Source organism: Kitasatospora sp. NPDC101108 (genome assembly GCF_055584725.1).
The window spans coordinates 1-20607 of sequence record NZ_JBVJLM010000023.1 but is presented as its reverse complement, the minus strand read 5'-3'; the positions used below and the strand labels follow the sequence as shown (position 1 = coordinate 20607).

At 73.6% G+C, this 20607-nt stretch carries 11 protein-coding genes and 1 pseudogene; 10 read left to right on the top strand and 2 right to left on the bottom strand.

All coding sequences use genetic code 11. The features are described 5' to 3' along the window. Positions 1-364: 364 nt before the first annotated feature. The 7 genes from ACZ6Z8_RS32725 to ACZ6Z8_RS32695 all read left to right on the top strand — a co-directional run bounded on the left by ACZ6Z8_RS32725 (position 365) and on the right by ACZ6Z8_RS32695 (position 13072). A complete protein-coding gene (locus ACZ6Z8_RS32725) occupies positions 365-3322 on the top strand; it encodes a putative bifunctional diguanylate cyclase/phosphodiesterase (protein ID WP_465613720.1) in 2958 nt (985 codons plus the stop codon). A gap of 330 nt (positions 3323-3652) precedes the next feature. After that, a complete protein-coding gene (locus ACZ6Z8_RS32720; RefSeq protein WP_465613661.1) occupies positions 3653-5500 on the top strand; it encodes an acetolactate synthase large subunit in 1848 nt (615 codons plus the stop codon). Positions 5501-5531: 31 nt separating this feature from the next. Then, positions 5532-6056, top strand: coding sequence for an acetolactate synthase small subunit (ilvN, locus tag ACZ6Z8_RS32715; protein ID WP_030286969.1), 525 nt, complete (start codon positions 5532-5534; stop codon positions 6054-6056). A 104-nt stretch (positions 6057-6160) separates the two neighbouring features. Further along, entirely contained in the window at positions 6161-7159 is a 999-nt protein-coding gene (gene ilvC / locus ACZ6Z8_RS32710) for a ketol-acid reductoisomerase (RefSeq protein ID WP_402819107.1), read from the top strand. Between the two features lie 242 nt (positions 7160-7401). Further along, the gene (gene serA / locus ACZ6Z8_RS32705) at positions 7402-8982 is read left to right on the top strand and encodes a phosphoglycerate dehydrogenase (RefSeq protein ID WP_465613719.1); all 1581 of its coding nucleotides are present in this window, start codon (positions 7402-7404) and stop codon (positions 8980-8982) included. 340 nt (positions 8983-9322) lie between these two features. Next, positions 9323-9484 carry a hypothetical protein gene (locus ACZ6Z8_RS32700; protein ID WP_167344945.1) on the top strand — a complete coding sequence of 54 codons (162 nt, stop codon included), beginning with the start codon at positions 9323-9325 and terminating at the stop codon, positions 9482-9484. 246 nt (positions 9485-9730) lie between these two features. Next, the gene (locus ACZ6Z8_RS32695) at positions 9731-13072 is read left to right on the top strand and encodes a S8 family peptidase (protein ID WP_465613660.1); all 3342 of its coding nucleotides are present in this window, start codon (positions 9731-9733) and stop codon (positions 13070-13072) included. Positions 13073-13107: 35 nt separating this feature from the next. Here the strand turns inward: ACZ6Z8_RS32695 and ACZ6Z8_RS32690 are convergent, their stop codons facing one another. Beyond that, positions 13108-15582: a YfhO family protein gene (locus ACZ6Z8_RS32690; RefSeq protein ID WP_465613659.1), complete on the bottom strand. Its 2475-nt coding sequence runs from the start codon at positions 15580-15582 to the stop codon at positions 13108-13110. Positions 15583-15927: 345 nt separating this feature from the next. Between ACZ6Z8_RS32690 and ACZ6Z8_RS32685 the strand changes: the two genes are divergently transcribed. The 3 genes from ACZ6Z8_RS32685 (at position 15928) to cimA (ending at position 20312) form a co-directional block, all read left to right on the top strand. Continuing rightward, positions 15928-16965 carry a 3-isopropylmalate dehydrogenase gene (locus ACZ6Z8_RS32685; protein ID WP_465613658.1) on the top strand — a complete coding sequence of 346 codons (1038 nt, stop codon included), beginning with the start codon at positions 15928-15930 and terminating at the stop codon, positions 16963-16965. Positions 16966-17211: 246 nt separating this feature from the next. After that, positions 17212-18324: a branched-chain amino acid aminotransferase gene (locus ACZ6Z8_RS32680; protein ID WP_402819125.1), complete on the top strand. Its 1113-nt coding sequence runs from the start codon at positions 17212-17214 to the stop codon at positions 18322-18324. A 383-nt stretch (positions 18325-18707) separates the two neighbouring features. Continuing rightward, positions 18708-20312 (top strand): citramalate synthase, encoded by a 1605-nt coding sequence (cimA, locus tag ACZ6Z8_RS32675; protein ID WP_465613657.1) that lies wholly within the window; start codon positions 18708-18710, stop codon positions 20310-20312. Positions 20313-20376: 64 nt separating this feature from the next. On the opposite strand, the pseudogene ACZ6Z8_RS32670 reads toward cimA, so the two are convergent. Then, a pseudogene (locus ACZ6Z8_RS32670) lies at positions 20377-20607 on the bottom strand (ATP-binding protein); the annotation flags it as partial.

Genomic DNA, 20607 nt, shown 5'->3' with positions numbered 1-20607 from the left:
CCTGCCCGCGCGCCGCCGCCAACCGGGCCTCCCGGTCGGAATCGGGTGCATTTCCCCGCTCTGTCGCCATTACTCTAAGTTGAGTGTGCGTGTCATTGAGTGACGGATTTGGTGTAGGGTCCCGAACGGGAGCATCGGTGCGGTGCGGCGGCCGGACGGCCGTCCACCCCCTGGGCCACCGTCCTGACGGGGCGCCAGGCCACCGCGTACGGCCGAGAGGCGCGCGGCCGGTGGTCCGTGGCCGGGGCGCCAGGCCCCGGGCCGGAGGGGGAGAGGCCGAGTGAGCTCCACCGATACGGTGCTGCCCGGATCCGGACGACCGGGCGCGCCTCCTGCTGCCGACACGTCCGCCGCCGAGCCGCCGATGCCCGCCGGGCGCGGCCCGCTGCGCCGGCTCAGGGAGAGCCGCGCGCTGCCCGGGCTCGCCCTCGGCGGGCTCTGCCTGGCCTATGCGCTGGGCGCCGCCGCCGGCTGGGGATCGCGTCAACTCTCCATCTTCATGGGCGACTTCGGGCTGGCCGCGGCCGCCCTCGCGGCCGCCCTGTCCTGCCTGGTGTACGGCTGCACGGTCGGCGGCCACGCCCGCCCGGCCTGGCTGCTGTTCGGCCTCTCCTCGTCCATGGTCGCCCTCGGCAACGGCGCCTGGGGCTGGTACGAACTGGTCGTGCGGACCCAGCCGCCGCGGGACTCGCTCGCCGACTACGCCTTCCTGCTGTTCGCCCCGCTCGCCATCACCGGCGTGCTGGTGCTCGCCCAGCACCCCCGCTCGGCGGCCGGCTGGCTGTGCCTGCTGCTCGACGGCTGGCTGATCGCCGGCTCGCTGTTCACCCTCAGCTGGAGCCTGGCGCTCGGCCGGATCGCGGCCGGTGAGGGCGGCTCCCCGCTGCGGCTGGCCCTCAACCTGGCCTACCCGGTGCTGGACATCCTGCTGGTCAGCCTGGTGGTGGGGCTGCGCTTCGGCGGCCGGGACGGCAACCGGGCCGCCGTGCACACCGCGATGCTCGCGCTCGCCGTGACCGTGACCTGCGACGCCCTGTTCACCTCCCCGGAGCTGCACAACACCTACCACTCCGGCGAACTGCTGGACGCGGGCTGGTTCTCCGGCAGCCTGCTGCTCGCCTGGGCGCCGTGGTCCCCGCGCTGGCGCCGCCCGCTGCGCGAGCACCCCTCGGCCGGCGGGCTGCCGCGCCGCCGGGTGGCCACCACCTTCAGCGCGCTGACCCCGTACGCGGCCGCCGCGGTGTGCACCGCCGGAATCCTCTACAACGCCCTCGGCGGGCGCCAGTTGGACCGCGTGGTGGCCGCGGCCGCCTGCACCGTCGGGCTGGCACTGATCCTCAGGCAAGGCGTGATGCTGCTCGACAACCTGTCGCTGGCCCAGGAACTCGCCCACAAGGAGGCGCACTTCCGCTCCCTGGTGCAGGGGTCCAGCGACGTCATCATGATCGCCGGGGCCAACGGCGTGCTCTCGTACGTCTCCCCGGCGGCGCTCGGCGTCTACGGGCGGGACCCGGAGGAACTGGTCGGCGGCAACCTGCTGGACCTAGTCCACCCCGAGGACGTCGGCCGGGTGCTCTCCGAGGTCCGCCGCTACCTCGCCCGGGTCCGGCTGGCCGCCCACCGCACCCCGGGCACCGTCGAGGCCTCGGCCCGGGTGGAGTGCCGGATCAGCTCCGGCGTCGGCGAGTGGCTGCACGTCGAGTCGACGGTCAGCCGGCACCGCGACGGCCTGCTGCTCAACAGCCGGGACGTCACCGAACGCGTCATGCTCCAGGCCCAGTTGCAGCACAACGCCTTCCACGACCCGCTCACCGACCTGCCCAACCGCGCGCTGTTCGCCCAGCGGCTGCGCGCCGCCCTCGGCAGCCGCGGCCAGCAGGACGGGACGGGCGCCGGCATCGCCGTGCTCTTCCTCGACCTGGACGGCTTCAAGGCGGTCAACGACACCGCGGGCCACCAGGTCGGCGACGAACTGCTGGTGCAGGCCGCCCGCCGGCTGCAGGGCGCCGTCCGCTGCGGGGACACCGTCGCCCGGTTCGGCGGCGACGAGTTCGCCGCGCTGGTCTGCGGCCCGCTGGGCAGGCTGCAGGTCCAGGAGCTGGCCGAGCGGCTGCGGATCGCGCTCTCCGAGCCGTACTGGATCGGCGGCGTCGAACTCGGCGTCGCCGCCAGCATCGGCATCGCCTTCGGGACCCCCGAACGCGGCCCGGCCGCCGACCCGAGAGCCGCCGCCGACGAGCTGATGCGCAACGCCGACCTCGCGATGTACCGGGCCAAGTCCGAGGGCAAGGGCCGGGTGGTGCTCTACGCCCCCGCGATGCGCGCCGACCTGGAGCGCCGCACCGAGCTGGAGGAGCGGCTGCGGGTGGCCGTCCGGGAGGGCGGCTTCACCCTGCTCCACCAGCCCGTGGTGGACCTCGTGAGCGGCGCGGTGACCGCCGTCGAGGCCCAGGCCCGCTGGCGCTCGGCGGGCGGCCTGCTGCTCACCCCGGCCGAGTTCCTCCGCTCGGCCGAACACGGCGACGCGGCCACCCGGTTCTCCCGCTGGCTGGTGCAGGAGGCGGTCACGGCCGCCGCCGACCGGCGCGCGGTGTCCGGCCGGGGCCGCGGCGGTGTGCCGCCGGCCGTCCCGGTGGCCGTCCGGCTCTCCGCCGAGCGGCTCTGCTCACCCGGCCTGTACGAGACGGTGGCCGCGGCGCTGCGCGACACCGGGCTGCCGGCCGGCGAGCTGGTGATCGAGGTGGCCCGGATGGGCCCGGACCGGCTCGCCGACGAACTCGGCCGCCGGCTGACCGCCCTGCGCGGACTCGGCGTCTCCACCTGGCTGGCCGGATACGGCGCCGGCGGCGGCTCGCTGGGCGCGCTCGCCCGGTTGCCGCTCGACGGGCTCAAGCTGGACCGCACGCTGGTCCAGGACCTCGGCGAGTCCGCGCTCAGCCGCACCCTGGCCGGACACGCCCTGCGGCTCGGCCGGGACCTCGGGATGGCCACCGCCGCCGAGGGGGTGGACCTGCCCCGGCAGGTGGCCGCGCTCCAGGAGCTGGGCTGCCGGCTGGCCCAGGGCTCGGCCTTCGCCCCGCCGCTGGACGAGACCCGGCTGCGCCGGGCGCTGGCCCGCCGCGGCTACCCGCTGCCCAAGCCGCTCGGCTCGCTGTCCGCCCGCCGCGCCCACCTCGCCGCGGACACCCGTACGAGTGGCCGAGCGGACGCCGCGGGAGGACGTGCCGTACCTCACCACGGGGCCTCCGACCTGCCCGAACACCCGGCCGCCGCCGGTCCGGCAGCCGGTCCGCATGGCGAGACGGTCATCCCACCTGCTTGACACGCCACCCCGGACGGGAGGAAGGTCGTTGCCATGCGCACCCGAATTCTCGTACTTGGCGGGCGCGTCGGCTGAGTGGGCTCGCACGCCCCGCTCGTGACAGACCGACGCGCCACCCCTCGCATGCCCTTGGGCACGAGGGGTTTTTTGTTGCACTGACGCTGTTCCCACCGCAAGACCCCTGGCCCCGACCGCCCCGGAGGGTCCGACTCGTCGGATCGAGCGGGACGATTGAGGCAGAGCCGGCGATCGGCCCGGACCGGGACCCCCACCCTCGCACCACCGGGGCCCGCAGCACCGGACCGGCAAAACCCGAGAAGAGACAGGCAGATGACCGAGCACGCCGCATCCCCCCGCCGCGGGGACAACCCGGCCGCCCACGCTCCCCAGCACGTCGCCGAGACCATGACCGGCGCCCAGTCGCTCATCCGCTCGCTCGAAGCCGTGGGCGCGGACACCGTCTTCGGCATCCCGGGCGGGGCCATCCTTCCCGCGTACGACCCGCTGATGGACTCGGTCAAGGTGCGCCACATCCTGGTCCGCCACGAGCAGGGCGCCGGCCACGCCGCCACCGGCTACGCCCAGGCCACCGGCAGGGTCGGGGTCTGCATGGCCACCTCCGGCCCCGGCGCGACCAACCTGGTCACCCCGATCGCGGACGCCTACATGGACTCCGTGCCGATGGTCGCGATCACCGGCCAGGTCTCCTCCAAGGCGATCGGCACCGACGCCTTCCAGGAGGCGGACATCTGCGGCATCACGATGCCGATCACCAAGCACAACTACCTGGTCACCGACCCGGCCGAGATCCCCCGGGTGATCGCCGAGGCCTTCCACATCGCCGCCACCGGCCGTCCCGGCCCGGTCCTGGTCGACATCGCCAAGGACGCCCTGCAGGCCACCACCACCTTCCGCTGGCCGGTCGAGACGGCGCTGCCCGGCTACCGGCCGGTCACCAAGCCGCACGCCAAGCAGATCCGCGAGGCCGCGAAGATGCTGGTCAGCAGCAAGCGGCCGGTGCTCTACGTCGGCGGCGGCGTGATCAAGGCGCAGGCCACCGCCGAGCTGCGGATCCTGGCCGAGCTGACCGGCGCCCCGGTCGTCACCACCCTGATGGCGCTCGGCGCCTTCCCGGACAGCCACCCGCAGCACCTGGGCATGCCCGGGATGCACGGCTCCGTCCCGGCCGTCACCGCGCTGCAGAAGTCGGACCTGCTGTTCACCCTCGGCGCCCGCTTCGACGACCGGGTCACCGGCAAGCTGGACAGCTTCGCCCCGTACGCCAAGATCGTGCACGCGGACATCGACCCGGCCGAGATCGGCAAGAACCGCCCGGCGGACGTCCCGATCGTCGGCGACGCCCGCGAGGTGCTCGCCGACCTGATCGTCGCCGTCCAGGCCGAGTTCGACGCCGGCCACAAGGGCGACTACGCCGAGTGGTGGGAGAAGCTCGACGAGTGGAAGAAGACCTACCCGCTGGGCTTCGAGCCGGCCCCGAACGGCCAGCTCTCCCCGCAGCAGGTCATCGAGCGGATCGGCCAACTGGTCGGACCGGACGCGATCTACGCCGCGGGCGTCGGCCAGCACCAGATGTGGAGCTCGCAGTACATCCGCTTCGAGAAGCCCGGCACCTGGCTCAACTCCGGCGGCGCCGGGACCATGGGCTACGCCGTCCCGGCGGCGATGGGCGCCAAGGCGGGCCGCCCGGAGGCGGCGGTCTGGGCCATCGACGGCGACGGCTGCTTCCAGATGACCAACCAGGAACTGGTCACCTGCGCCCTGAACGACATCCCGATCAAGGTCGCGGTCATCAACAACGGCTCGCTGGGCATGGTCCGGCAGTGGCAGACGCTGTTCTACAACCAGCGCTACTCCAACACCGTGCTGCACTCCGGCCCCGGCCATGACGGCATCGCGCCGCCGGCCCAGGGCACCCGGATCCCCGACTTCGTCAAGCTGTCCGAGGCGATGGGCTGCGTCGGCCTGCGCTGCGAGCGCCCCGAGGACCTGGACGCGGTCATCCAGCAGGCGATGGCGATCAACGACCGCCCGGTGGTCATCGACTTCATCGTCCACCAGGACGCGATGGTGTGGCCGATGGTCGCGGCCGGCACCAGCAACGACGAGATCCAGTTCGCCAAGGGCGTCCGCCCCGACTTCGGCGACGACCTCGACTGACCACCCCGATCCAGAACGACTGAGGAACCACATGTCCAAGCACACCCTCTCCGTCCTGGTCGAGAACAAGCCCGGCGTGCTCGCCCGCATCGCCGCGCTGTTCTCCCGTCGGGGCTTCAACATCGACTCCCTCGCCGTCGGCCCGACCGAGCACCCGGACGTGTCCCGGATGACGATCGTGGTCAACGTCGAGGACCTCCCGCTGGAACAGGTCACCAAGCAGCTCAACAAGCTCGTGAACGTGATAAAGATCGTCGAACTCGACCAGTCCGCTGCGATCCAGCGGGAACTGGTCCTGGTGAAGGTCCGCGCCGACAACGAGACCCGGTCGCAGATCGTCGAGATCGTCCAGCTGTTCCGTGCCAAGACCGTCGACGTGTCGCCCGAAGCGGTGACCATCGAGGCCACCGGCAGTTCGGACAAGCTGGAGGCCATGCTCCGGATGCTGGAGCCTTACGGCATCAAGGAGTTGGTCCAGTCCGGCCTGGTCGCCATCGGCCGCGGCGCGCGTTCCATCACGGACCGCTCGCTGCGCGCCCTCGACCGCAGCGCCTGACCCGCGCTTCTCAGTTCGTCAGTAGCAAAGATCCGCACCCACGCCGGGTGCACATACGGTGGATACCGCGCACCCGGCACCAACACGCAAGGAGATGTGCCCCCGTGGCCGAGCTGTTCTACGAAGACGACGCCGACCTGTCCATCATCCAGGGCCGCAAGGTCGCGGTCATCGGCTACGGCAGCCAGGGCCACGCCCACGCGCTGTCCCTGCGCGACTCCGGCGCCGACGTCCGGGTCGGCCTGAAGCCCGAGTCCAAGTCCCGCGCCAAGGCCGAGGAGGCCGGCCTGCGCGTGGTCACCCCGGCCGAGGCCGCGGCCGAGGCCGACGTCATCATGATCCTGGTCCCGGACCCGATCCAGGCCGACGTCTACGAGGCCGACATCGCCCCGCACCTGAAGGCCGGCGACGCCCTGTTCTTCGGCCACGGCCTGAACATCCGCTACGGCTTCATCAAGCCCCCGGCGGACGTCGACGTCTGCATGGTCGCCCCGAAGGGCCCGGGCCACCTGGTCCGCCGCCAGTACGAGGAGGGCCGCGGCGTCCCCGCGATCGTCGCGGTCGAGCAGAACGCCTCCGGCAAGGCCTTCGACCTGGCCCTGTCGTACGCCAAGGGCCTGGGCGCCACCAAGGCCGGCGTCATCAAGACCACCTTCACCGAGGAGACCGAGACCGACCTGTTCGGTGAGCAGGCCGTCCTCTGCGGTGGCACCGCCGCCCTGGTGAAGGCCGGGTTCGAGACCCTGGTCGAGGCCGGCTACCAGCCGGAGATCGCCTACTTCGAGTGCCTGCACGAGCTGAAGCTGATCGTCGACCTGATGTACGAGGGCGGCCTGGAGAAGATGCGCTGGTCGGTCTCCGAGACCGCCGAGTGGGGCGACTACGTCACCGGTCCGCGCATCATCACCGCCGACACCAAGGCCGAGATGAAGAAGGTCCTCGCCGAGATCCAGGACGGCACCTTCGCCAAGACCTGGATCGCCGAGTACAAGGCGGGCCTGCCCAAGTACAACGAGTACAAGAAGGCCGACGAGGACCACCTGCTGGAGACCACCGGCAAGAAGCTGCGCTCGCTGATGAGCTGGGTCAACGAGAAGGCCTGAGCCTTCCCGCTCCGGAATCCAGCAACTCCCTTGTACAAGTAGGCTGCTCTCGTCCGGGTGATTTCGCCGGACGGGAGCAGCCCCGTACCCTGCCCGCCGATACACTCCCGAGTGCGCGTCAGGCCCACAGCGTCGTGCGTCTACCTACGCGGCCATGCCACCTTCCCCCGCCCGCCACGCCACCTACGTGCCCGGGGGAACCGGACAGTTAAGGACCCACTGTCGTGAGCGCTGCCACAACTGTGAAAACTGGCGTAGTACTGATCGCCGAAGAGCTTTCGCCCGCCACCGTCGACGCCCTCGGCCCCGACTTCGAGATCCGCCACTGCAACGGCGCCGACCGCACCGAGCTGCTCACCGCGATCGCCGACGTGGACGCGATCCTGATCCGCTCCGCCACCAAGGTCGACGCGGAGGCGCTGGCCGCCGCCCGCAAGCTCAAGGTGGTCGCCCGGGCCGGCGTCGGCCTGGACAACGTGGACGTCGCCGCCGCCACCAAGGCCGGTGTGATGGTCGTCAACGCGCCGACCTCCAACATCGTCACCGCCGCCGAGCTGGCCTGCGGTCTGCTGATCTCCGTCGCCCGCAACATCGCCCCGGCCAACGCGGCGCTCAAGCAGGGCGAGTGGAAGCGCAACAAGTACACCGGCGTCGAGCTGAGCGAGAAGACCCTCGGCGTGGTCGGCCTCGGCCGGATCGGCGTCCTGGTCGCCCAGCGGATGTCCGCGTTCGGGATGAAGATCGTCGCGTACGACCCCTACATCCAGGCCGCCCGCGCCGCGCAGATGGGCGTCAAGCTGGTCTCGCTGGAGGAGCTGCTGGAGGTCTCGGACTTCATCACCGTCCACCTCCCCAAGACCCCCGAGACGATCGGCCTGATCGGCGACGAGGCGCTGCACAAGGTCAAGCCGAGCGTGCGCATCGTCAACGCCGCCCGCGGCGGCATCGTGGACGAGGAGGCGCTCGCCAGCGCCCTGCGCGAGGGCCGGGTGGCCGGCGCGGGCCTGGACGTGTACGCCAAGGAGCCCTGCACCGACTCCCCGCTGTTCGCCTTCGACAACGTGGTCGCCACCCCGCACCTGGGCGCCTCCACCGACGAGGCGCAGGAGAAGGCCGGCATCGCGGTCGCCAGGTCGGTGCGCCTGGCGCTGGCCGGCGAGCTGGTGCCGGACGCCGTCAACGTCCAGGGCGGCGTGATCGCCGAGGACGTCCGCCCGGGCCTGCCGCTGGCCGAGAAGCTCGGCCGGATCTTCACCGCGCTGGCCGGCGAGGTGGCCGTCCGCCTGGACGTCGAGGTCCGTGGCGAGATCACCCAGCACGATGTGAAGGTGCTCGAACTGTCCGCGCTGAAGGGCGTGTTCGAGGACGTCGTGGCCGAGACGGTGTCCTACGTCAACGCCCCGCTGTTCGCCCAGGAGCGCGGCGTCGAGGTCCGGCTGACCACCTCCAGCGAGAGCCCCGAGCACCGCAACGTGATCACCGTGCGCGGCACGCTGGGGAACGGCGAGGAGATCGCCATCTCCGGCACGCTGGCCGGCCCGAAGCAGACCCAGAAGATCGTCGGGGTGGACACCTTCGACGTCGACGTGGCGCTCACCGACCACATGGCCTTCTTCAAGTACGAGGACCGCCCCGGCGTGGTCGGCGTGCTCGGCCGCCACCTCGGCGACGCGGGCATCAACATCGCGGGCATGCAGGTCGCCCGGGACGGCGGCAGCGCCCTCGCCTCCATCACCGTGGACAGCGAGATCCCGCAGGACGTCCTGACGGCGATCGCCGCCGAGATCGGCGCCCGCTTCGCGCGCTCGGTCGACCTGGGCTGAGAAACCCGCCCTCGCAGCAGGGCCCGGACCGCCGTTCGACGGCGGTCCGGGCCCTGCTGCGTTCCCCCGGGTGACGGCCGTCTCAGATACTAGGAAATCCAAGTATTCGTGCAGACACGGCCGGGGCGGGGTCGTACCGTGGAAGGGCCATACGGTGTGCCGCCCCTGTAGCCAGGGCGCGCGGCCCGTGTGTGCGTGCGCCCACGGGCAGGCGATCCCTGCTCCCGCGCGTTCCCTCCCGTCGCCCGCCACCACCCTTCTCGGGGCGCGCTGCGCGCGACATCCCTGGTTTCCCTTTCTCATACCGCGCTTGACGCGCGCCGCTTCCAAGGAGCCCGGTATGCCCACCACCGCCGACCGCCACGCCACCCCCGCCCCCGCCGCCACCCCCGTCCGCGCCCCGCGCCGCCGCCGGGCCGCCGAGCGGAACCCCTTCGCCGCCGCCGCGCTGCAGCGCTCGCTGGACCGCCGGGACAACGGCGGGGCCACCGGTCACCACTGAGCGCGGACCGCTCCACCGCGCGGGGCGCCGCGGGTGGCGTTCATCGGGCTACTGGGCCGATCGGGTTGGCGCCGTGTCACCCCGTGGAGTGCAACTGAGGTCCGTCCGAGGGAAGTTGCTCGCCCCGGGTGGCGCGATCATCCTAATTTGGGGCCCCCGGAAGGGTGATCGACGTCCGTGTGGGCGGGCGCCAGCGACCTCCTCGGTGTGCGGATCATTCCCCCCTGCCGGGGGAGAGGGTCCCTCGTGCGCCTGCCACCCGTCCGCCGACCGCTCGTCCGGATCGGCCTCACCCTGACCCTGCTGGCCGGGGGCACGGCGCTCGCCGCCACCCCGGCCGCGGGCGGCCCGTCCAGCGCCGGAGTGCCCGGCCAGGGCCGTACGGCCGCCGTCCTGCTCGAACTCACCACCGAGGCGGCCGGCCCGGCCTGGCGGCGCGCCGCCGACAGCGCCCGGCGGGCGCAGCGCTCGCCGGAGGCCGTCCGCCGGGACGCCGCCGAGGCCGGAGCCGCCCAGCGCACCCGGGCCGCGGACGCGCTGGACCGGCTCGCCGAGGCCGTCCACCGGTCGGCCCCCGCCGCCCGCGAGCTCTACCGCACCCACGCCCTGCTCACCGGACTGGCGGTCGACGCCCCCGCCGAGCGGCTGCCCGCGCTACGGGCGCTGCCCGGCGTCCGGGCCGTCCACCCGATCGTGAACAAGCAGCGCGACAACGCCTACTCCGTCCCGCTGACCGGCGCCCCGCAGGTCTGGACCGGAGACGCGGCGGTGGCCGGAAACACCGGCCAGGGCATGCGGATCGGCATCATCGACAGCGGCATCGACTACACCCACGCCGACTTCGGCGGCCCGGGCACCGAGGAGGCCTTCCGCTCGGTCGAGCGCGGCAAGCCCGCGCCGGCCGCGCTGTTCCCCAACGCCAAGGTGGTCGGCGGCAAGGACCTGGTCGGCGACGACTACAACCCCGACCCGACCGCCCCGAACCACCAGCCCGTCCCGCACCCCAGCGACAACCCGCTCGACTGCGTGCGCAACGGGCACGGCACCCACGTCGCCGGGACGGCCGCCGGGTACGGCGTCACCGCCGACGGCCACCCGTACACCGGCCCCTACCGGCCCGGGCTCGACCCGGCCTCGTTCCGGATCGGCCCCGGCGCCGCCCCCGGCGCGCAGCTGTACGCGATCCGGGTCTTCGGCTGCGACGGCTCCACCGACCGGCTCGCCCAGGCGCTCGACCTGGCCGCCGACCCCAACGGCGACGGCGACCTCGGCGACCGGCTCGACGTGGTCAACCTGTCCCTCGGCAGCCGCTTCGGCAGCCCGGAGGACGCCGACGCGGTCGCCGTCGACCGGCTCGCCGAACTGGGCACCGTGGTGGTCGCGGCCGCGGGCAACGAGGGCGACGTGTACGGCGTCGGCGGCAGCCCCGGCACCGCCGTCCGGGCGATCACCGTCGCCGCCTCCGTGCACGGGCACGCCGACGTGGACGGCATCACCGTGGTCGCCCCCGCCGCGCTGGCCGGGGTCGTGCCCGGCCACTGGAGCGAGCGCTACCGGGGCTGGTCCACCACCGAGGTGAGCGGCGCACTCGCCGCGCCCGTCGACCAGACGGACGGCTGCGCGGACTTCAGCGAGGCCGACAAGCAGCGGCTGAAGGGAAGGATCGCGGTGCTCACCTGGGCGACCCGGGACGCCGACCGGGCCTGCAACTCCGGCCCGCGTGCCGACCACGCCGCCGACGCCGGGGCGATCGGCGCGCTCTACGCCGCCGACACCGACCACCTCGCCGAGATTTCCGGCGACGACCGGATCCCCGCCGTCCTGCTCGGCCGCGCGGACGGCGAACGGCTGCGGAAGGCCGCCGCCGAGGGCGGCGCACAGGTCCGGCTCGCCGCGCCCGGCAACCCGCTGCACGGTTCCGTCGCGCAGAACCAGCCGGCCCGGGCCGACACCCTCACCGACTTCACCTCCCGGGGCATCGGGCTGCCCGGAGTGGTCAAGCCCGATCTCGCCGCCCCCGGGGAGACCATCTGGTCCGCCCTGGTCGGCAGCGGCGGCGGCGGCCAGCGCGAGAACGGCACCTCGATGGCGGCCCCGCACGTCACCGGACTGGCCGCGCTGGTCCGCGCCGCCCACCCGGACTGGCCGGTCGAGCAGGTCAAGGCCGCGCTGATGAACACCAGCACGGACACCTACCTCGGCGACGACCACGGCGGCCCGGTCTACGGACCCGAGCGCACCGGCGCCGGACGGGCCCAGGCCGACCGGGCCGTCCGCACCCCGGTGGTCGCCTACGCGGCGGGGGAGGGCGCCCGGGCGGGCAGCGTCGGGGTCTCCTACGGGCCGGTCGAGGTCGGCGGGCCGACGGCCCTCGACCGCGAGATCGAGCTGCGCAACCACTCCTCCGCGCCGGTGAGTTACCGCACCGGCTACGCGGCGGCCACCCAACTGCCGGGCGCCGCCTTCCAGGTGGCACCGGCCCGGGTCGACGTGCCGGCCGGCGGCACCGCCCGGGTGCGGGTGACGCTGTCCGTGCCGGGGGAGTTGGGGCGCACGCCCGACCCGACCATCGACACCCTGCAGGGCGGCCGGGCGCGCAGCTACCGCGGCGAGCTCTCCGGACGGGTGCTGTTCAGCCCGCTCGACGACCGGGCCCTGCCGCAGCTGAGGGTCCCGGTGTTCGCCGCCCCGCGCCCGACCGGCGATCTCGGCGTCACCGCCTCCGCCCGCACCGCCCGGGACGGCACCCTCGTCACCCTCGGCGGCAGCGCCGCCCCCGGCGAGGCGCCCGGACTGGTCAGCGCCCTCGCCCTCGGCGGCGAAGGCCCCCGCTGGCCCGACTGCCCGCCCGGCAGCGGCAAGGCCGTCGGCCCCGGCGCGGGCATCCGGCCCGAGGGCACGACGGAGCAGCACGACCCGCCGCAGGACCTCTGCGTCGAGCACCCCGGCGACCGGGTCGCCGACCTGCGGGCCGCGGGCGCCGCCGTCGACTCCGACCTGCTGTACGTCGGCGCGCGGACGTGGGCCCCGGCGGCCACCCCGGTCGGGCTGTACGGCGTGCGGGTGTCCCTGGACACCGACGGGGACGGCGTCACCGACGTGATCCTCAAGGCCGACCGGGTGCGCGGCAGCGACGTCCTGGTCTCCCGCGCCCTCGACGCCCGCACCGGCGCCGAACTCGACGTCCAGCCGCTCAACGCCCACTGGGGCGACACCGACACCGCGCTGCTGGACAGCGACGTCGTGGTCCTGCCGGTCCGGCTGAGCGCCCTGCCCGGCGTCGGACCCGGCCACAGCACCGTCCGCTACGGCGTCTGGGCCGGTACCGCCGCCCCCGGCACGCCGGACCCGGCCGGCGCCTACTCCGCCATCGGCCTGCGCGGCACCCGCCCCACCGTCCCGGTGGACGTCCTGCACCCGGCCCTCACCGTCCGGGCCGGCCTGACCGGCCCGACCGCGATGGTGACCCCGGCCGGCCCCGGCACCGTCCTCGACGTGCACCGCGCCCCGGGAGACAACTCCCGGCTCCTGCTGCTGTACCACCTCAACCCGGCGGACCGGAGGGCCCAGGTCCTCACCCTGCCGTAGCCCGCCCCTTCCACCGCCTGCGCCGCCGTCCGGCCCTACGCCCGGGCGGCGGCGCGGCGTCGGCGGCGCGGGGTGCGGGTGGGGCGGCGGGAGAGGCGGCTGAAGACGGCGACCAGGACGAGGGCCGCGCCCGTACCGGAGGTGACGGTGAGGCCCTCGGTGAGACCGGGCGGGCGGAAGGCGCAGGAGACGCGGGAGGCGCCGCCGCCGAGCGGGACGCCGATCATGCCCAGGACCGGGGTGGGCGCGGCGGGGGCGCCGCCGTCGACGGCGCAGGTCCAGCCTTCGGTGGCGGGGACGGACAGCAGCGCGGTGCCGGTGGAACCCGGCGGGAGGAAGGCCCTGACGGAGTGGCCGCCGGCCTCGACCCGGGTGGCGCCGGTGGCGGTGAGGCGGGCGACGGCGGCCGCCAGGGCGTCGGCCCGCAGGCAGCCGATCGGGCGGGCCGGGACCTGGCTGATCACGTCCGACCGCAGGGTCACCCGCACCACCCCGTCCGCCGGGACGGTCCCCAGCCGGTGGACGGCCACCGCCGTGGTGGGCTGCTCGCCCTCGCTGCGGTAGCTGGTGCCCAGGCCGCTGACCGTGCCGTCGTACCAGACCCCGTGGAAGTAGGCGGTCGAGCCCGGGGTGCAGGCGGCGGTGAACACCGTGCCGTCCCCGCCGGCCGGCACCGACCAGCCGCTGGTGCCGTGCAGGGTGGGCGCCGGGCCGCCGGCCGGGACGGGCAGCGGGGCGTCGTACACCTGGCTGCCGAGCAGCGACTCCTGGCGGGCCCAGACCGAGGAGGTCTCCGGGTGGGCGCCCGGCGGCAGCACGGTGACCAGCGGCGGGGCCGGCGCCCGCCCGGGGGTGAAGCCGTGCGGCGGGGGGCCGTCGTCCAGGTGGGCGCGGACCCCGAACAGCGCCTGCCCGACCGGGTCGGTGACGCTCCCGGTCTGCCGCCCGCCGGCGGTCCAGCCCGCGCCGAGGTCGTGCAGCAGCTGGGCGACGACGGTCGGCAGATAGCCGCTGAAGTAGCCGCCGCCCTGGCCGTTCAGCAGCAGCGGGTCGTTGGGGGTGAAGGCGTGCGGGCCGGGGTCGCTGCGCCCGTCCGGCCAGTCGGCACCCGCCCGGACGGCCGCGTGCCCGGCCCGGACGGCGGCCGGGGGGACGGAGTCGTCGGGGGCCGCGCCGAGCGACGCGTACCCGGACCAGACGGCGCCGCCGAGCACCGCGCCGCCGAGCACCCAGGTGGCCAGGGCGTTCGCCCGGCGGTCGGCGTGCCGGTGCTCCAGCACCCACAGCGCGGCGAGCACGACGGCGCCGCCGACGCCCAGCAGCACCCAGGTCGAGGTGTGCACCGGGCGCCGGGCGGCCGCCAGCGCGACGACCAGCGCGACCAGGGCGGCGCCGCCCAGCAGGGTGAGCGGGTCCGGCCGGTGGGCGAGCGACACCCAGCCGGCCAGCACCAGCAGCCCGCTGAGCACGAAGGCGACCGGGTACGGCCCGCCGGCCGGGATCGCCAGGCCGTGCCAGACCAGCACGGTCGGGGTCCAGACGAAGCCGAGCACGATCAGCACCAGCGCCGCGCACCAGACCGCCCGCTCGCGGACCCGCACCCGGCGGTTGAACGGCAGCCCGCACACCAGCAGCAGCCCGAGCACCCCGATCGCGATGTCCGGCAGCGGCCGCCCGCCCGTCGTGGTGGGCAGCAGCTCGGCGAGGTGCCCGCCGAGCCCGGACGGGCCGAGCGGCTGCACCGGGGACTCCGGCTGGGCGCCGCGCGCCGCCCGGACGGCGACGAACAGCACCGGGGAGGCGAGCAGCACCCCGGTGACGGTCAGGGTGATCGCCCGCCCGGTCGCCCGGACCCGGTGCCGGAAGGCGCGCGGGGTGGCGAACAGCCGTACGGCGAACAGGAGTCCGGCCATCAGGGTGGCCAGCGCGGCGGTGTAGAGGTTGCCCGCCCAGACCAGGGTGACGCACAGCGAACCGGCCACCCAGCGGCGCTCGTGCAGGCACCAGTCCCCGACCAGGCCGAGCAGCGGCAGCGAGACCAGGCCCCAGAGCCACATCGGCGCGGCCCCGCCCACGTCCAGCACCCAGGCGCAGAGCCCGTACCCGAGGGCGGCGAGCACCCGCAGCCACCGGGGGCCGGGGTGCACCCGGCCGAGCAGGTGGGCCATCAGGGCGGTGCCGAGGCCGATGGTGGCCAGGGTGACCAGGAAGACGGCGAGCTGCCCCTGGTCGCGGGGGAGCAGGGCGGTCGGCCAGGAGAACGGATTCATCAGGTAGGCGAAGAAGTCCGCCAGGAACGGGACGCCGTAGCCGCTGTTCCAGTTGAACAGCAGGTCCCCGGCGGCCTGGCCGTGCAGCAGGTCCCACAGGTGCGCGTGGTACGGCACGGCGACCGCGCCCGCCCCGGCCGGCCACCGCCCGCGCAGCCCCGCGGCGAGCGCGAACCCGCCCGTCGCCAGCCCGGCCGCACTCCCGCAGACCAGCACCTCCCGCCGCCGCTCGGCCCTCACCCACGCGCCCCGTTCCTGCCGGAAACCCCAGATCACGCCACCCTAAGCGCGCCCCCGGCACAACACTGACCATCCGCGCTCCCTCGAAGGAGTGGCGTCCGAGGAGGCTTTGCCGAGTGCCTGGGAGGGCCGTCAGGATGCCCGTATGGGAGGAACCATGAGCATCGCGCCCTGTGGTCTACACGTTCGAGCTTGAGCCTGCGTCGAGGCGGTATTTTTTCCAACCGGGATCTACCACAAGCAGTTGAAGGTCGATCAGCCGTTCCCGGTGGAGATCGACCTGACCTGAGTCCAGATGCTGGACGTGAGGTGTCAGCACCTGGGACGGCGGAGTAGGGTCCGAGCATGTCTCGCACCATTCGTCTCGCAGTTGTCCCGGGTGACGGCATCGGTCAGGAGGTGGTGGCCGAGGGCCTGAAGGTCCTGGGGGCCGCGCTTCCCGCCGACGTGAAGCTGGAGACCACCGAGTACGACCTCGGCGCCCGGCGCTACCACCGGACCGGGGAGACGCTGCCGGACAGCGTGCTGGCGGAGCTCAAGGCCTTCGACGCGATCCTGCTGGGTGCCATCGGGGACCCGAGCGTGCCGTCCGGGGTGCTGGAGCGGGGGCTGCTGCTGAAGCTGCGGTTCGCCTTCGACCACCACATCAACCTGCGGCCGGGACGGCTCTTCCCCGGGGTGTCGTCGCCCCTGGCCGGTCAGCCGGAGATCGACTTCGTGGTCGTCCGCGAGGGCACCGAGGGCCCGTACGTCGGCAACGGCGGCTCGCTGCGCACCGGGACGCCGCACGAGGTGGCCACCGAGGTCAGCCTGAACACCGCGTACGGCATCGAGCGCGTGGTGCGCGACGCCTACCGCCGGGCCCAGGCGCGGCCGCGCAAGAAGCTCACCCTGGTGCACAAGAACAACGTGCTGGTGCACGCCGGGCACCTGTGGTCGCGGATCTTCGCCGAGGTCGGCGCGGAGTTCCCGGAGGTCACCACCGACTACCTGCACGTCGACGCGGCCACGATCTTCTTCGTCACCCAGCCCGAGCGCTTCGACGTCATCGTCACCGACAACCTGTTCGGCGACATCCTGACCGACCTGGCCGCGGCCGTCACCGGCGGCATCGGCCTGGCCGCGAGCGGCAACATCAACCCGAGCGGCGAGTTCCCGTCCATGTTCGAGCCGGTGCACGGCTCGGCCCCGGACATCGCCGGCCAGGGCAAGGCCGACCCGACCGCCACCGTGCTGTCGGTCGCCATGCTGCTGGAGCACCTCGGCTTCACCGCCGAGGCCGCCAAGGTCGAGGCCGCCGTCGCGGCGGACCTCGCCGAGCGCGCCGGCACCCGCTCCACCTCCCAGGTCGGCGACGCGCTCGCCGGCCGAGTATCCGGCTAGCGGGCCGGAACCGAAAGCGGTGTCCGGCTGAGGGGGCCGGACCCGACAAGGATCCGGCCCAGGTGGGCCGGACCGCATAACCGCAGCTTGCAGCTCCCCAAGGAGCGGGCAGCTGTTCGGCACGGCCCTCTGGATGCGAGTATCGACAGTGGGCCGTGCCGTTGTGCGCGCGTTCCGGCGTTGGATCGCCGTAACGTTCCTTCGGCGGTGGCGGCCCGAACGAACCCCACGGTGAAGGAAACAGCCATGAGCACGCCCACCCAGGCGCCCATCACGTTCGACCTCAAGCCCTCCGCCCACCCGCTGCCCGCTGCGGAGCGCGAGGCCCGGCTGACCAACCCCGGCTTCGGCCGCGTCTTCACCGACCACATGGTCACCATCCGCTGGACGGAGGGCCGTGGTTGGCACGACGCCCAGCTGGTCCCGTACGCGCCGGTGGAGATGGACCCGGCGAACATGACCCTGCACTACGGCCAGGCGATCTTCGAGGGCCTGAAGGCCTACCGCCAGGCCGACGGCTCGATCGCGACCTTCCGCCCGGAGGCCAACGCCCTGCGCTTCCAGGCCTCCGCCCGCCGCCTGGCGATGCCGGAGCTGCCGGTGGAGACCTTCGTCGAGGCCGTCGAGCTGCTGGTCCGGCAGGAGCAGGGCTGGGTTCCGAGCGAGCCGGAGCAGAGCCTCTACCTGCGTCCGTTCATGTTCGCCACGGAGGTCGGCCTGGGTGTCCGCCCGGCGAACTCCTACCTCTTCATGATCATCGCCTCCCCGGCCGGCGCCTACTTCCAGGGCGGCATCAAGCCGGTCTCGGTCTGGCTGTCCAAGGAGTACGTCCGGGCCGCGCCCGGCGGCACCGGCGCGGCCAAGTGCGCGGGCAACTACGCGGCCTCGCTGGTGGCCCAGGCCCAGGCCGCCGAGAAGGGCTGCGACCAGGTGGTCTGGCTCGACGCCGCCGAGCACCGGTGGGTCGAGGAGATGGGCGGCATGAACCTGTACTTCGTCTTCGGTGAGGGCAAGGACGCCAGGATCGTCACCCCGGAGCTGTCCGGCGCGCTGCTGCCCGGCATCACCCGCGACTCGCTGCTCCAGCTCGCCGCCGACCTGGGCTACGCGGTCGAGGAGCGGAAGATCTCCACCGACGAGTGGCAGCAGGCGAACGCCGACGGCACCCTCACCGAGGTTTTCGCCTGCGGCACCGCCGCCGTCATCACCCCGGTCGGCTCGGTGAAGTCCGCGGCCGCCGACTGGACCGTCGGTGACGGCGAGCCCGGCCCGATCACCATGGAGCTGCGCCGCGCCCTGCTGGCCATCCAGGGCGGTCAGCAGCCGGACACCCACCACTGGCTGCACAAGATCGTCTGATCATCCGGACACCGGAACCCCCTCCGGCCTGCCCTGTTTCGCATCGCGAGACGGGCGGGCCGGATTCCGGAGGCTGTGCCAGACTGCGAGCGTGTCCTCGCTTTCGCTGATTATTAGCAGCAGGCGCGCCGGTCCGCAGTGACCGCTTCCGCAGGACCCGATGCGGAGCGACCACGAGCGTCCAGACCCGCGCGCAGACCTCTCGCACCCGCGAGGGGTCTTTTCGCTTTTTGGGCACCGCCCCACTGAGCACAGCCCGGACCGGCCGACGGCCCCCACGAGGGGCCCGGGGACACCGGGGCCGCGCGCGGGATCCTGGACAGTGGAGCCGGGACGAATCCGGCAGAGCAGTACCAACCTCCCCGAACGGAGAACCAGGGGTCATGACCGAGGTCAGCCGTACCGACGACAGCTTCCACGTGTTCGACACCACCCTGCGCGACGGCGCGCAGCGGGAGGGCATCAACCTGACGGTGGCGGACAAGCTGGCCATCGCCCGGCACCTGGACGATTTCGGGGTCGGCTTCATCGAGGGCGGCTGGCCCGGCGCCAACCCCCGGGACACCGAGTTCTTCGCCCGCGCCGCCGCCGAGCTGGAGCTGCGCAGCGCCCAGCTGGTCGCCTTCGGCGCCACCCGCCGGCCCGGCGGCAAGGCGGCCGAGGACCCGCAGCTGGCCGCGCTGGTCGCCTCCGGCGCCCCCGTGGTCACCCTGGTCGCCAAGTCGCACGACCGGCACGTCGAGCTGGCGCTGCGCACCACCCTGGACGAGAACCTGGAGATGGTCCGGGACAGCGTCGAGTTCCTGCGCGCCCAGGGCCGCCGGGTGTTCCTGGACTGCGAGCACTTCTTCGACGGGTACCGGGCGAACCGCGAGTACGCCCTCGCGGTGGTCCGCACCGCGCACCGGGCCGGGGCGGACGTGGTGGTGCTGTGCGACACCAACGGCGGGATGCTGCCGGCCGGCGTCCGGGACGCCGTCGCGGACGTGATCGCGGCGACCGGGGCCCGGGTCGGCATCCACGCCCAGGACGACACCGGCTGCGCGGTGGCCAACACCCTGGCCGCGGTGGACGCCGGCGCCACCCACGTGCAGTGCACCGCGAACGGGTACGGCGAGCGGGTCGGCAACGCCAACCTGTTCCCGGTGGTCGGCGCGCTGGAGCTGAAGTACGACCGCCGGGTGCTGCCCGCGGGCCGGCTGGCCGAGATGACCCGGATCTCGCACGCGATCGCCGAGCTGGTCAACCTGGCCCCGTCCACCCACCAGCCGTACGTCGGCTTCTCCGCCTTCGCCCACAAGGCGGGGCTGCACGCCTCCGCGATCAAGGTCGACCCGGACCTGTACCAGCACACCGACCCCGAGCTGGTCGGCAACACCATGCGGATGCTGGTCTCCGACATGGCGGGCCGCGCCTCGGTGGAGCTCAAGGGCAAGGAGCTCGGCTACGACCTGTCCACCGACCGGGACCTGGCCGGCCGGGTGGTGGCCAAGGTGAAGGAGCAGGAGAACCTCGGCTACACCTACGAGTCCGCCGACGCCTCCTTCGAGCTGCTGCTGCGCGACGAGGTGCGCGGCAGCCGGGAGCGCTTCTACCGGCTGGAGTCCTGGCGCACCATCAGCGAGCAGGGCCCGCACGGGGTTTCCGGCAACGAGGCGACCGTCAAGCTGTGGGCCAAGGGCGAGCGCCGGATCGCCATCGGCGAGGGCAACGGCCCCGTCAACGCGCTGGACCAGGCGCTGCGGACGGCCCTGGAGGGCATCTACCCGCCGCTGGCCACCTTCGAGTTGGTGGACTACAAGGTCCGCATCCTGGAGGGGCAGCACGGCACCGGTTCCAAGACCCGGGTGCTGATCGAGTCCACCGACGGCACCGCCACCTGGTCCACGGTCGGCGTGGCCGACAACGTGATCGCGGCCTCCTGGCTGGCACTTGAGGACGCGTACACCTACGGCCTGATCCGCTCCGGCCTGGAGCCGACCGAGTAGCCGTCCCGAAACCCCCTGCGGCCCGCGGGACTCGGCGAAGTCCCGTGGGCCACAGGCACGTCGGTCATCGCAGTCGGGCCAGCAGGGCGTGCTCGACCAGGGTGATCAGGGCGCTCTTGGCGCTGTCCCGACGGCGGGCGTCGAGGGTGATGATCGGGGTGTCGGCGCCGAGCTGGAGGGCTTCGCGGACCTCGTCGGGGGTGTGCGGCTGGTGGCCGTCGAAGCCGTTGAGGGCGACGACGAAGGGCAGGCCGCTGTTCTCGAAGTAGTCGAGGGCGGGGAAGCAGTCGGCGAG